7 protein-coding genes are annotated in these 14,400 nt (G+C 62.3%); 2 read left to right on the top strand and 5 right to left on the bottom strand.

From position 1 onward, the window contains the following. Positions 1-172 precede the first annotated feature (172 nt). The 5 genes from IHE57_RS01935 to IHE57_RS01915 form a co-directional block, all read right to left on the bottom strand. Positions 173-2,857, bottom strand: coding sequence for a helix-turn-helix domain-containing protein (locus IHE57_RS01935; protein WP_209370418.1), 2,685 nt, complete (start codon positions 2,855-2,857; stop codon positions 173-175). A gap of 241 nt (positions 2,858-3,098) precedes the next feature. Next, complete coding sequence (locus IHE57_RS01930; protein ID WP_209370417.1) at positions 3,099-4,358, bottom strand: type III PLP-dependent enzyme domain-containing protein; 1,260 nt, start codon at positions 4,356-4,358, stop codon at positions 3,099-3,101. A 65-nt stretch (positions 4,359-4,423) separates the two neighbouring features. After that, positions 4,424-5,506, bottom strand: a complete 1,083-nt coding sequence (locus tag IHE57_RS01925) for an ATP-grasp domain-containing protein (RefSeq protein WP_209370416.1) — start codon at positions 5,504-5,506, stop codon at positions 4,424-4,426. Between the two features lie 328 nt (positions 5,507-5,834). Further along, the gene (locus tag IHE57_RS16510) at positions 5,835-8,516 is read right to left on the bottom strand and encodes a LuxR C-terminal-related transcriptional regulator (protein WP_301541207.1); all 2,682 of its coding nucleotides are present in this window, start codon (positions 8,514-8,516) and stop codon (positions 5,835-5,837) included. Continuing rightward, positions 8,513-11,113, bottom strand: a complete 2,601-nt coding sequence (locus tag IHE57_RS01915; RefSeq protein WP_209370415.1) for a LuxR C-terminal-related transcriptional regulator — start codon at positions 11,111-11,113, stop codon at positions 8,513-8,515. Before IHE57_RS01915 ends, IHE57_RS16510 begins: the two co-directional genes overlap by 4 nt. An 812-nt stretch (positions 11,114-11,925) precedes the next feature. Between IHE57_RS01915 and IHE57_RS01910 the strand changes: the two genes are divergently transcribed. Beyond that, entirely contained in the window at positions 11,926-13,119 is a 1,194-nt protein-coding gene (locus IHE57_RS01910) for an acyl-CoA dehydrogenase family protein (protein ID WP_209370413.1), read from the top strand. 38 nt (positions 13,120-13,157) lie between these two features. Then, positions 13,158-14,306 (top strand): acyl-CoA dehydrogenase family protein, encoded by a 1,149-nt coding sequence (locus IHE57_RS01905; RefSeq protein WP_209370411.1) that lies wholly within the window; start codon positions 13,158-13,160, stop codon positions 14,304-14,306. Positions 14,307-14,400 lie beyond the last annotated feature (94 nt).

The raw sequence follows: 14,400 nt of genomic DNA, 5'->3' as shown, positions 1-14,400 counted from the left end.
TATCGGGTCGGAGGACACACGCATCGCTGCACCCATCCGTTTCGGTCGACGGCATAGTGACTCTCTCCTTCTGTCTCTGCTGATTCTCAGGCTAAGCACCCGTGCCCGCCTCGAACATCGGCATGCGGCGAACCTGCGGATTGCCGCTGATCTGATGTGGTTGTTCTCGGATTCATGCCACAGGGAGCTCGGGTTCCCTGGCCAGTCGGGCGATGAGTTCGGTGCGCGAGCTGACTTCGAGCTTGCGGTATACGGAAGTCAGCCTCAGCTCAACGGTGCGCAGGGAGACGAAGATCTGCGATGCGATCTCCCGATTCTTCAGTCCTTCGCTCACCAATCCGACCACTTCTCGCTCATCGGGGGTCAGCACGTCCAAGAGAGTGTTGCGCGCAGGCTGTGCGGGAGGTTCAGTGGGTTCAAGGCGCACTGCTGCGGCGAGAAGCTCGGATCCGACCTCCCGGAAAACGCCCACTGCCAAGCGGGATCTCTCCGCGGCAGCCGCGGTGGCCCCTGATTCGGCAAGCTTTCGGACCATGACCAGCAGCGTCACCCCCTTCTCGAACTGAGAGTCTTCGGGACGCCATGAACCGAGCAGGCGTCCCATGGCTGCCAGCCCGTCGTCTGTGGGAAGCAGCAGGAAGCGGGACCGTTCCAGGGCCAGGGCGGCCCACCGTGACGGAGCCTTCTCGACCTTTCCGTGTAAGACTTGGACCAGCATTCCGGCGTGCTCCCGCCGGCCGATCGCCAGTAGAGCTTCGATGAGATCGGGCTCGTACCGGATGATATTGGGATTGAGTTCATTCGAAGCGAGTTCTTCACATCGGTGGAGATGGCGCACCGCCTCGGCTGGGAGTCCGACACGAAGAAGATAGTTGCCCTGGAGCGCGTTGAGCTCAGCCAGCAGGCTGCGATTCTGTGAAGCCATCGCATGAGCGGTGAGCTCGCACTCGACGCCCTCCGCGTCGCTGGCACGTCCTTGTGCAAGGAGGCTCCAACACCTTAGAAGCAGAAGCCGGTCACGGCGGATCGCCTGCTCGACGTCGATGGCTGAAGCACATCTGTCGATGAGCGCGATCGCAAGACCGATGTCACCGCGCCGAATCGCGATCTCGGCGCGCATGCACAGGGACTGAACGTCCCAGGCCTCTCCGCGGCCTTCACCGTCGTCAAGGCAGTCCAGGGTCGCCAGCGCAGAATCATAGTTCTCCGTCAGCATGAGCCCGAGGGACAGCAGAAGCAGACTGATGGGAGCAGCTTCGTCGGTGGCGTCGAGGTTCTGGAATGCCTCAATCGCACGTCCATCGAGTCCGCGCCCGCATTCGAGCAGAATGCCGAGGAAGACGGACAGCTCGCGGGACTGCTTGTCGAAATGGGCACCAAGGCTGCGCGCGGTCTCCAGCAACTCCTGGGCCTCGGCCGTTTCTCGTCGCAGCGCGTGGCACAGTCCGATGATCACCTGCAGGTGGGCGACCTCCATAGGCGCCTCTGCGACCTCGCTTCTGCTCCATTGATTCCGCAGACGAAGCGGAACCGACTGGTGGGAGAGGAACTCGGCCCAGATCCGAAGAGCCCGCGCTCGGAGCGAGTCCTTGACGGAGCCGCTGCGGGCGGCATAGTCGAGGTATCGAAGGGCGAAGCTGATCTGCCCGCGGTCTATCAGCCGCTCGGCCAGGTCGTTCAGAAGGGAGGAAGCACCCTCGGTGTCCGGGCCCAGGGCCATCGCCCGCTCCGCGAATTCGGCTCCCGCCCACACCATGCCCTGTTCCACCAGACGACGAGCATCGTCGATGAGGGTCAGCGGCGTCTCGTCGGTGGCTTCGAAGAAGGAACGGTGCCAATGCTGCAATTCCGGGTAGATTCCTTCGCAGCGCCGCGCCAGCAGCATATGGCCGCTCAGACGTGAATCTGCGTTCGACTGCCCGTGCCTGATGGCTCGAATCAGCTCCTGCGAACAGCGGCTGTATGCTCCGTCTCTTTCAACGAGGCCGCGAGATTCCAGTTCCGCGAACCACTCCAAGCTGTCGTGAGAGTTCACGAGAACGGCCGGCCGCGGAGACAGCGGGGCCAAAGACATCAGGCTCAAGAGTCCTTCCGCGCCTTCGCTGAGACCCCCCATCGCAGCTTTGACCATGCCCGCGGCGTCCGATCCGACTCGCAGAGGCAGGTCGAGAGCCTGGTCCCCCTCCATCTGGTTCCGCGGCAGACGCTCGATCATTCCATGCAGTGCGGAGGGACGGCCCGAAGCGGTGCGGACCACCGTCGCGGCGACTCCAGCGGCTATTCGACCACCCGTCAGTCTGTCCGCCAGAGCCGTCATCTGTCGATCGCTTGCGCGCTTGAGTGCCACGCTCGGGACGCCGGCAAGCAGGCTGCTCGGACTGAGCTCGCCGGTCGAAACCGCGAACCTCAGCCGACTTCCCGCGATGCGACGAAGCAGATGACCCAGAACCAGTTGTGACGACCGATCCATGGCGTCGGCATCGGGCACGATCGCCAGGGTCGTGTGCTCCAGATCCAGACTGCCGATCCGACGTGTTACCTCGTCGGCGATGTTCAGGACAGCTGTCGTGTCCTCGCCGGAGTCCATCCGCAGTCGGCTGTCGAGGAGGACAGACCCGAAGCTCTTCGGCTCCAGCGCTCTCAGTGCAGAGAAGATGATCTCCAGTCCCGCGTAGGGCCTCGCGTCTTCGGCCTGCCCGATCGGAACCCTGATGACGGGCCCATCGGCATCGGCCTCCAGTGTCGCGAGCATCTCTTCGCCGCCCATCCCCGGAGGACCGATGACGGCGACCGCACTATGCCTCTCCAACAGAGTGCGCATCTGATCGAGTTCGGCGCGACGGATCTGCACAGTCATCATGATCCCCGCTTCGTGTCCGAGTCTTCGTCGACGTGTGATCGCGCGCGCAGAGTCGTTGTGGTGTCCATGACCTCATGCTCGTGCGGCGGCCGAGCCGTGGACAGGTGGTCATGCCCGGACATGTTCGGGTCAGTACTCAGTAATGATCGGGACAGCACTGGCGCAGGTACTCAGTCACACTCAGCTGCTGGCCCGGACGTTCGTGCACCCGCACCTTGGGACCGCACAGTGAGAGTGATCAGCTCGCTGCGATTGCCGTCGATCCCGTCGAGGATGCCGGCAGGCTGTCCCTCCAGTGGTTCGACTGCAGGTAATCCTCGACCTCGCCGCGAGGCCGGATGAGTGAGAGCAGTCCATCATTGCGACGAAGGTACACGGCGGGAGGGTACTCGATGAATGAGGACCCGTAAGCCATGGTGTATGCCCCGACCCTTCGAAAGACGATGCGATCACCTTCGCTCAGAGTCGGATAGTCGCTGAGTACCATGAGCCGATCGTCTTCCATACAGGTGAAGCCGGCAATCACCTGCTCAGGATGAGTCTGCTGCACAGCCGCCTCAGCGCAGATGTCGAAAGGGGTGGACTTGCGGAAGAGCGGATCGAGATCAACCCTGCTTGTGTCGGTGATGACGAAGCGCTGCCGCCCGATGTCTTTGACGTCGAGCACCTTCGCGTGGAGTTCGACCGGAGCGGCGATCACCGACCCTCCCGGCTCAATGACTAACCGAATCTGCCCGGGATCGACGACACCGCTGAGGGTCGCACGGATGCTGGAGATGTACTGGTCGAACAGCTCGGTGTCATTCAGGCTGCCGAAGAATCCTCCACCGATGTCGAGCCAGTCCAGGTCGAGTCCAAGAGTTGAGATGATGTCAGAGGCGACTGCGGCAGAAGCCTGGAATACTTTCGGACTGCTCGTGCGGGAGTTGCGGTGCATATGGAGCCCGGCGACCCTCACACCGGCTTCGGTTAATTCGCCGATGGCCTCACCGAGGTTGCCGTTCTCGAAGTCGAAGCCGAAGCGACTCGCCTTATCGCCCACGGTGCTCTCCCCGGGACACAGCCGCTCAAGGTCCCAATTGACGCGCAGGCCCACTCGTACGTCCAAATCAGGTTTCTCTCTGGCCAGTTCTGCAGCCCACCTGACCTCCCTGCCGGAGTCCAGATTCGTCAGTGAGCCGCTGCACAGCGCACTGCGAAGAAGCGCGCGGCTTTTGACGGGACCGTTGTACACGATTCGTTCCGGCGCGAAGCCGAGGGCACGTGCCAGTTTGTATTCGGAATCGGAGACGACTTCCGCCCAGAGCCCCCGCTGCTTCATGTAGCTCAACAGCCACGGGAGCGAATTGGTCTTGACGGAATAGGACATGACGGAGTTCGGCCAATGCTGCGCCAATGCCTTTTGGAATCGCGTCACCAGAGTTCCGAGGGCAGCCTCATCGATGACGAAGGCAGGGGTCGGTGGGCCAGTGCTCGGTTGTTGTTCTGAGGAACTCATATCTGCCTTTCATCAATGCGCAGACGGGAGCTCACCGCCTCTGCGCTCTCCAGGGAGTCCGCGGTCTAAGCGACTTCGACGGCAGACCTTGTCGAATCGTCACTTTGCTGTCCACGAGCGGTCACACGGGTCTCCTGATATTTGGCAGCGACGACCCCGTATTCGTAGTCTCGCCAGGTCGAGTCGATCGTGAGCCCGAAGATCTGGCTCAGATAGTATCGAGGGACATCGGCCCCAGCGAGGTGCACGAAAGGGTAGCCTCCTCCGAACCGAGGATTGATGTCGATCACCGAAGCCATACCGACGTCGTCGAGGAAGATATCCATGTCGATGAGCCCAGACAATTCTGCAGCGCGAGCGATCTTCACCGCGGCTTCTGTGAAAGGTTCCGGGGCGACGGTCACGGCTTTGTCGGTCTCCCCCGCGCGCATCCGAAGCTTGCGTCGGGCGAACACCCCGGTCAGGCCTCCTCCGTCCACGAGACTCGCAACGATGTCCACTCCGTATTCGCTGCCCGGCACACGCGGCTGGACAATGACCTCATCGAGGGCATCAGCACCGTCAGCCCGGCGTCTGACGCTTCTCGCAGAACTGATGACCGCTTCCTCGAGGCGATTCGCGGTGACAACGGCCAACCCGGAGGAGCGAGAGCCGAATCGATGTTTGACCACGAACTCTCCGGATGAGCCCGTCAAGTCCAGGAGCCGATCAAGTTCATTCCCCGTGACGGTTGTCGGGGTATTCACATCGATTTCTTCGAGCATGCGCGCCATGCGGAGCTTGTCTGCGCAACCCTTCTGCCAGGCGGGCGAGACCCCGGGGACGAAAATCCCCCTCTCCCGCAGACCAGTGGCGATATTCGTGTCCACGTGCAGATGCATCAGCTCGTAATCGTTCGCGGACAGGAAGAGCTTAGGTTCGAACTCATCGACGAGCCGTAGGAGCTCATCGGCGTAAGACGGATCGGTGTAGGGCGGCAGCAGACGCATCTCATCGCCGTAGGATGCCGCTGCGCTGGTGGGATCGTTCTCGGCGATGATGATTCGACCGTTGAGTCCGAGTGTCTCCAGCGCCGTTCGAAACCAGTCGATGAGATAGAGCCTTCGCCCGGCGGAGCCGATCACGATCGGCGCATCTTCAGCTCTCAATGATCTCTCCCGACACTCGCGGCTCCTGTTGGACGACTCATCGGGTACTCGCCTGCAGGTCGAAATCACCATGTCCGACAAGGAATTCTTCGACGAAGCACTCAGGCCATATCGCCTGGTATCAGCATTCGAAGCGGGAGTTCCCGATGCCTTTTCAGAATAGCTTCACAACAGCTCTCCACCGGCCGGTTGCAGGGATCTTTGCGGTTTACCGAAAGCACTGTGCGACGGCGTCTCCGCTTTCCAGTGAGCGCCACTCGCCTTCGAGGCACCGCTGAAGTGCCGGCTGCCCAGCTCACGCTGCGGCCGTGCGCCGAAACGCAGCAGATCACGAACTGTCGGTCTTCTGCATCGTTCTTCCTGCGACGTCTATATTCAGCCGTGCAAAAGCCTCGGCGACTTGGTGTCGGCGAGTGATTCCCAACTTTCGGTAGAGGCGGTAGGCATGCCCTTCCACGGTACGAACGGCAGCTCCGAGCTGTTCGGCGATCTCGGCGTTCGATCGGCCCTTGACTATAAGTCCGCAGATCTCCCGTTCTCGTTCCGTCAGCTCGACCGGCAGCTCAGAGGAGACAATCGTCGACGGCACGCTGCCTCGATGTTTGAGACGGTCCTTCGCCAGTTGCACACATCGTGCGGCAACGTCAGGTGCCGACGAACGTTGCTCCTCGGCGATCTGCAGCAGGCTCGCCGCGTCTCTCTCCCGCAGTGCCGCTCCCACTGCTCCCAGGAATCGGAATTCCTGTCCCTCCCCCGATGCTGCGAGGCGACACATCGATTCCGAATCAGCCTCACCGAAGTGGCGAAAGAGCAGATAGCGGATCTGGGCGGCTATTCCGAAGACCTCTTCCCTCTCAGCATCCGCGAGCATCTGATTCAGCTCTCTCTCGGCTTCCGAATCGGAGTTGCGCAATCGGCGGGCGATGAGCGCATACACGGATGCTCGCCTGTATTCCATCTGGAAGCTGGGACGGACGAGGCGAACGAAGCGTACATCGAACTCAGCTGCCATCTGCGACTCTCCATTGAGCGTGGCGACGTACTGGGCCAGCCCCAGTGCGGCAGCGAGGGCAGTCGACTGGTTCCAATAGTCCAGTGCCTCGACACCCGCGCGAGCGAATCGCAGCGACGATTCTATCTGGCCTTCACGCAGCAGAATCTCTGCTTGCATGATGTCGCCGGCCCCGCTCCGCGCTGCCAGCTGGGCGATGTCGTTCGTTCGCGGCGCCTGCAGTGAACGTCGGGCTGCGGCGAGGTCTCCCCGCTCCATCTGGGTGCGGGCGTCAAGCATTCCCAGGATCATGTTCTCCATACCCAATGAACGGAGCTCGCGCTTCACGAGGGTGAGCATCTCGACAGCTTTTCCAGGTCGGCCCCTCTCCAGCTCGAAGGAGCCGCAGACCAATCCCGCAGCCATTCGGTACATATCGGGAAGGGAATCGTCGAGAGCATGCCTGCGCAGCAGATCCCCGTCAGGGCGTCGAGAGAGCGACTCCTGATCATGTTGGCTGCCGGAGCCGACGACGGAACGAATCGTCTGGAGCAGACTTTTAGCTGCATCGGCGCTGAGACTATCGGCTGCGTACCATTTCGCCGCCTGGGTGCGCTCCGCGAAATGGGTGGCGCAGGTCCCTCCGGAGCAGCACTCACTTTCGTATCCGGCCATTCTGTCGAGTGCGGCTATGAAGTCCGTCGCTTCGAGAGCCACGGAACGATGCGTGGTCTGCCGGTTGCCCCAGACGACGGCAGCAGTGACCACGAGTCCAGGACAGCACGCTTTATGCAGGCAATGTGCGAGCAGGTCGAGTCCGAGCTCGACCTGCCCGACGTTGCAGTAGAGGTACGCCAGCTCGAAGAGTTCCGCGGCGCTCAGGCTGCTCGTGGGGACATCGGCCATGATCCGCAGGGCACGATGCCACTCGGCCGATTCGATCGCGGTCATCGCGGCAGCGATGATCTCCCGTTGGTCCAGGTCGATTCCGCAGCCCAATGCCCATTCTGTCCGGAGCATCTGAGATCTTTCGCTCGGACTGTCCGGATAGTCGCGGACGATGTCATACCACTTTCGGCTGCGTCCGATGGGAATGCTCACACGAATCGTCTCGGATGCGTGGTGCTCGCGCGCGACGTAGGCACGGCTGGTGTCACTGACGATCCGCAGGTCGCCGAGGTCGACGAGCCGATCTGCCGCCGCTCCGAGCCCGAGAGAAAGCATGAGTTCGATCTCGATCTCACCTGCCATGACCACAAGCTCGAGTGCGGTCCTCTCCTCGTCCGAGTACTGCTCCAGATCAATACGGGCGAAATCACGCGCCCGACTGTCGAAGTCCGTATCGAGTCCATCGAGTATGACGACGCCGTTCCGCAGCAGCAGTCGATTCTTCCGCTTGCAGTATGCGAGGAGTTCGAACAATTTGCCGGGATTGCATCCGGAGTGGAAATCGAAGATGTCCAATACCGCCTGGGCTGCTATTCCTCCGAAGCTGTACTCGACCGCATTGCGCAGATCCTCAGCGGTCAGCGGGTCGAGAGTCATCTGGGCCATGGCCTGTTCGTCGACGAGTTCGGCGAATGGCCAAGAGTTCCTGACAGCGGAGTGGCGCGTCATCGCTACGATCCGAATCGTACCGTCAGAGGCCAGCTGCGTGAGGAGACGCAGACTGCGCGCATCGAGATGGTGGGCGTTGTCGACGAACACAGTCGGAGTCTGAGCACCTCCGGCCAACGCTTCGAGCACTCGCTTGGGCAGACCGACCGGATCGTCAAGGTCGACGATCATCGCAAACACGCCGAAGGGTGTCGCGCTCAGCACTCGATCCGCACGCAGCCAAGTCTCCTGCCCGCCTCGTCGCCGATGGATTTCCCTCGCCAAACGGGTCTTGCCCATTCCGGCATCACCGTTGATGAGGATGCCGACCACGGACGAGTCGGTCAACGACTGCTCGATGACCCGCAGCTCTTCCTCCCGACCCAGAAGAGGTGGGCGGTGCAGGTTCGCTTGACCGGTCATGTCGCCCTCCACGCAATCTGCTTGAGCTCCTGGCGATCGCTGACGTGCAGCCGCCGATAGATCCGACCGAGGTGCCATTCCACGGTGCGAACCGACAGATGCATCTGAGCACCGAGTTCTGCATTGCTGGATCCGTCGGCTACGCCGAGCACCAATCTCTTCTCAATATCAGTGAGCATTGCCGAGAGATCGGCACCGTCGGCGTCGAAGGTGATCGTGCGCAGACTGGAGTCCAACAGTGCGCGGGCACGCTTGACACCGACCGAGTCGCCTTTCTGAACCGCCTTGTCGCGCGCGTTGCGAGCGAGGTCTGCGGAGATCATGACCGCGCCGAAGTTCAGTGCCACTGCTGCAGCCTCGATCATCGCCGCGTCTCCCCCGTCGCCATATGCTCGTGCGACAGCTGCCGCCAATCGGCCCAGCTCTCCGTCGACGCAGCCGGCCACACGTTCGAGGTCCGGCTGTGCGGCCTTGCTGCCGTGCCGGATCGCCTCGGTCCAGGCGTAGACGGCGAGCGCGAGTGCGCCGAGTTCATCGGCTTCGGCGCCGAGCGCGTGGAGAGCATCAGCTGTATTCTCTGGGCTGGACAAGGCCAGCGCTTGGAGTTCGAGAAGATCAGTCGTGAACTCCTGCAGCCAGTTGTACTCGGAATTCGGCACACCGTGGACCGGTTCGGACTCTCTGCTGACCGAATGGAGACCGAATCGCACCCCACCGCTTCGACGCGAGTTTCGTCCTCCCTGCACCGTCTTCGTCGCACGGGACGACGACGCCTCACGAATTCGCAGATAGCCCTCTGCCAGGTGCAGTGCGGCGAGTCTGAGTGCCTGATCCGGCTCCGTCTCTTTCCGACCGCGGGGTGCTCTGTCCAAGCTCTGCTGGGCGCGCGTGATGTGTCCCGTCCACAGGTCGACGAGAGCCGCAGCCGTTGCGAGATCCATCCGCGGGGATGTGTACTTCAAAGCGGCCCTGGCTCCGTCCCAGGAGCCGGCAAGATAATGACCGGCGAAGATCTGGGGAGCCGAATCCTCGACTTCGAAACTTGTAGTGTCCGGAAGTCTGAACATCGCTTCGGCTTGGACCAGATATGTGAGTCCGCGTTCGACCCGCCCGTGTATCACCGACACACTCCCGAGGATCGAGCAGGCACGCTGTCGATGCCGAGGCAGGCAGCTGAAGTCGCGCAAGACGCGTTCAGAGATGATCTGTGCCTGTTCGAATCGCCCTCCCCGCATTTCGAACTGAGCTCTGGTGACGTCCAGCCGCCCGATGTCCACTGCATTGACGAGTCGATCCCGGACCCACTCAGTTCTCAGGCTCTGAGGTTCGCGGGGGTCGGTGACCCGCAATTCGAGACACGCCAGGCGTGAGAGGAACTCGTCGGATCTGTCTCCGTCAGTCGATGAGGAGATGAGACGATCGAGGATGACCTCGGCCTCGACGGTGTCTCCTCGGCCGTACTCCGCGCGCGCCAGTTCCAGCTGCAACTCTGGAATATCCGAATGCGAACTTCTCAGCAGTCCTGCTGCACCGGCAAAGTCCCCACGCCCATCGGCCCACAGTGCAGCTCGGAGAATTGTGTGTGGGTCGACGTGCACTCCCCACTGCTGCATCCAGCTGACTTTCCCGAAGAGCGCAGCGCCTTGGAGAGTCATGGTGGCCAACTCGGGGAGGACCTCCCGGAGCAGCTCCAGGGAGCGGGAAGACGGAACGCTGTCTCGCACAACCAGAGCCAAGGCCGGTTCGACCAACGACACTTCGGAGTATCTGTCCCTGCCGATGGCCAGAATCCCTCGCTCGACGAGGTTGTCAAGCAGATCGACGTCGCACATGGCCTGCAGAGCATCATACGGAAGCGCTCCGATCATGGCCACGAGTTCGAGTATCCGGCGCTGAGCCGGGAGAACGTTCCACAGGACTCGGTCTTCAGCACCTCGGCGCGCAAGCGGAGTCGACTTTCGGTCGACGAAGAGCCTGCTGAGAAGACGAGGATTGCCTCGTGACCTCGTGCGGAGATCGGCGATCACCTGTTCGTCGACTTCGTAACCGACTTCTCGGGCATAGGCCGCGATGGCCGAATTGTCCAGGCTCTCCAGGTCGAAACGGACGACCTTGCCGGAACCCCACAGAACGGCAAGGAGATCTACCGGGCGTCGGACCGATTCAGCGGCCGCCAAGACCTTGATACGACCTTCCGCTGCGAGTTGAGAGATGATCGACAGCGACTGTTCGTCTACCCGATCAGCGTTGTCGACAACGACAACGGGAGTATGCGCGCTCGCGGATCGCGCGAAGAACCGCGTCACGATCGAGAATGCGGCGCCCAATGAAATCTCATCGGGCGCTTCGCCCTCGGTGGTGAGTAGGATCTCAAAGATACCGAGATTCCTGTTAGCGATCAGGTTCGAGCCGCGGAACCGGAATACAGGGACTCCGGGCTCGAAGTTGGCCGCCACCGCATTGAGGACGATGGTCTTTCCCATTCCCGTCGCTCCGATGACCAGCGCGCCGTCGGTAGTCGGATCTGCAAGGATAGTGGCGATATCAACGATTTCGGACCGCCGCGCCACTGCCGAGCCGACGACTGAAGAACGCATTGCTGCAGGGGTGGTCATTTCATCTCACCTACGCGTGCGGCTTCGTTCGCTCCGCCGAAGCAGCCTGAGGTGCCTCCGTTACACGATCGGGCTTTCGCAGTCCAGCACGCTCCGATCACGAAGCGGTTGAGCGCACCGACCTCGGCGCTCGCCTCAACCGATTCATCGCGGCGGCCGGTCCTGGCCGCGCGCGACACGTGATGTGCCGAAGCACGGATCTTGCAGGTTCCACAGCGGGGCGCTTCGCCACCCGCCGGAGAGCTCTGCTCCCGACGAGCCGAGCCGGCGCCGGATTCGAGGGGGTTCGTGCGCGCAATTTCACCAGCGATACGGCCGGTTTGGGATAGGGTAATCATCCCGTCCACTTCTCTCAGAGACTGCATTTCGAGCGACTTAGGGGGAATTCGCTTTTCCATGCTCCATATGTAGTTGCAATATCAGCCCCCTGGCCCGCAAGGGCGGAGGAGATTCTCCGATGGTAGGACGCAAACAGAGAGTTGAGCCCAGGGGAGATCGCAATGTTAAGAATTTGTAACTTGCAAAATGACCAAGTGTGACAAGATTGCAATACTTCACTTGTATTGCAAGTCGAGATAACAGATACTGCCTTCGGATGTCAGCGGCGCTCATTTATCGCCGGTCGCCTCCCGATGCACGCTTCTGCCCGCCGCCGACGCCAAATGCGATACTGTTCTATTCCCGGCCAGCACAAGCGTCCATCGCGCACCCTGCAGGCCCTCATCCACTTGTGACGCCGAACACCGGACCGTACCATTGGAGGTAAGTTACTGAACGATCTATAAGGAGTTCATATGGACACCCTACTGAATGCTGAAGAGCGCGAGTTCGCGCAGCAGATGCGTCAGTTCTACCGCACGGAGATCCCCGAGGAGCTGCGCTTCAAGGTCGCGACCGGCCAGGAGCTGAGCAAGGACGAAATGGTCACTTCGCAGCGGATCCTCAATCAGCACGGCTATGCGGTGCCGAACTGGCCCGTCGAGTGGGGCGGCCAGGATTGGACTCCGGTGCAGCGTCATATCTGGCTCGAGGAGATGCAGCTGGCCTGCGTCCCCCAGCCGCTGCCGTTCAACGTCTCGATGGTCGGCCCGGTCATCGCGACCTTCGGCAGCCAAGAGCTCAAGGAGCGCTTCCTGCCCGCCACCGCGAACATCGACATCTGGTGGTCGCAGGGCTTCTCCGAGCCCAATGCCGGCTCGGACCTCGCCTCGCTGAAGACCTCCGCCGTGCGTGACGGCGACAAGTACATCGTCAATGGACAGAAGACCTGGACGACCCTCGGCCAGTACGGCGACTGGATGTTCAACCTGGTCCGCACTGATCCGAACGTGAAGAAGCAGGCCGGAATCTCCTTCCTCCTCATCGATATGAAGTCCCCGGGCGTCACCGTCCGCCCGATCCAGCTCATCGATGGCGGTCACGAGGTCAACGAGGTCTTCTTCGACAATGTCGAGGTCCCTGTCGAGAACCTCGTCGGCGAGGAGAACAAGGGCTGGACATACGCGAAGTTCCTGCTCGGCAACGAGCGCACGGGCATCGCCCGCATCGGCGGCTCGAAGGTCAACCTCGCCCGCGCCAAGGCCTACGCCGCGGTGACGAAGACCGCACGCGGCACACTGCTCGACGATCCCCTGTTCTCGGCCCGCCTGACGAAGATCGAAACCGAACTCACGGCGCTCGAGATGACCCAGCTGCGGATCCTGTCGACCCAAGCAGCGGGCTCGGACAAGCCCGACCCGCGCTCCTCCGTGCTCAAGCTCAAGGGCTCCCAGCTGCAGGAGGACATCTCCGAGCTCCTCGTCGATGTGCTCGGCCCGCAGGGACTCGACTTCGTCGACGATCGGGTCCAGGGGCAGGGCCTGAGCGATCTGCCCCATGGTGCCGTCGACGCCCTCCCCGCCTACTTCAACACCCGCAAGGTCACGATCTACGGCGGTTCGTCCGAGGTGCAGCGCGGAATCATCTCGAAGGCACTGCTCGGTCTCTGAGATACCGACGCTCACACGATTTCTTAAAGAGGACAACAATGGATCTTGAACTCAACGACATTCAGCAGGAACTCGCCAGCACGCTCAGCAAGTACCTGCGCAGCGAATACGACGCCGCCAAGCGCGAAGAGATCCTTCGCAGCGAGGAAGGCATCTCCCGCGAGAAGTGGCAGGCGTTCGCCGAGATGGGCCTGCTGGGCCTGGCCGTGCCCGAGAGCTACGGCGGCGCGGATATGACCTTCAACGAGGTGGCCGTGGTCGCCGAGGCGTTCGGCCGCTCCCTGGTGCTCGAGCCCTTCCTCGCCACCGCCGTGCTCGGGACGAACGCGGTTCTGCTCGCCGGCTCCGAAGAGCAGAAGCAGGCCATCCTGCCCGGCGTGTGCGAAGGCCAGACCTTCCTCGCCGTGGCCATGCTCGAGCCGAACCTCCGCTACGCCGTCGAAGCCCCTGAGACGACTGCCACGGCCGCGGCCGACGGCGGAGTCACCCTCAGCGGCGAGAAGAACAATGTGCTCGGAGGCGACGTCGCCGATCACTTCGTCGTCACCGCTGTCGAGAACGGCGATCTCGGACTGTACCTCGTCGCAGCCGATGCCGAGGGCCTGACTCGGGTCGCACAGCGTCAGGCCGATGGTCTCGGCAACGCGAACCTCAGGCTCGAGAACACTCCCGCTCAGCGCCTCGATGCCGCCGACGCCCGCGAGGTCCTCACCGAGGTCATCGACTTGGGCAATGCCGCGATCATGGCCGAGGCCGTGGGCGCTCTCGAGGCCTCCCTGACGATGACGGCCGACTACCTCAAGACACGCGAGCAGTTCGGTGCACCCATCGGCGTGAACCAGGCGCTGCAGCACCGTGCCGCGGACCTCTACGCCGAGCTCGAGTACGCCCGCAGCATGGCCCTGTACTCGCGTTTGGCCGTGACCTCCGAGGCCGTGGGCGCGGAGAAGGACCGGCACCGCGATGTCATCGCCGCGAAGATCGTCGTCGACCAAGCCGCCCGCAACATCAGCCAGGAGTCGATCCAGATGCACGGCGGCATCGGCATGACCATGGAGTACCCCATCGGTCACTACGCCAAGCGTCTGACGGTCATGACCCGCACCTTCGACGATGCGGACTCGCTGACCGCCGAGCTGGCCGAGCTCGGAGGACTCGTCGAACCCCACGCAGCCGACCTCAGCTGAGCTGCGGCCCGCGGCTGCTCGCCGAAATCGGGTGGGCCGCCTAAACGGGGTGGCCCGCCGAGGTGGGCCCGCGCGACGAGAAGCGCCGAGGCGG

This window comes from Brevibacterium renqingii (assembly GCF_017808105.1).
Lineage (GTDB): Bacteria > Actinomycetota > Actinomycetes > Actinomycetales > Brevibacteriaceae > Brevibacterium > Brevibacterium renqingii.
This window is presented reverse-complemented; position numbering and strand designations above follow the sequence as displayed.

Bases quoted from the DNA above. Each gene is read 5' to 3' on its own strand.
- IHE57_RS01905 (WP_209370411.1), top strand. From the start codon at position 13,158: ATGGATCTTGAACTCAACGACATTCAGCAGGAACTCGCCAGCACGCTC.
- IHE57_RS01930 (WP_209370417.1), bottom strand. From the start codon at position 4,358: ATGAGTTCCTCAGAACAACAACCGAGCACTGGCCCACCGACCCCTGCC.
- IHE57_RS16510 (WP_301541207.1), bottom strand. From the start codon at position 8,516: ATGACCGGTCAAGCGAACCTGCACCGCCCACCTCTTCTGGGTCGGGAG.
- IHE57_RS01935 (WP_209370418.1), bottom strand. From the start codon at position 2,857: ATGACTGTGCAGATCCGTCGCGCCGAACTCGATCAGATGCGCACTCTG.
- IHE57_RS01910 (WP_209370413.1), top strand. From the start codon at position 11,926: ATGGACACCCTACTGAATGCTGAAGAGCGCGAGTTCGCGCAGCAGATG.
- IHE57_RS01915 (WP_209370415.1), bottom strand. From the start codon at position 11,113: ATGCGTTCTTCAGTCGTCGGCTCGGCAGTGGCGCGGCGGTCCGAAATC.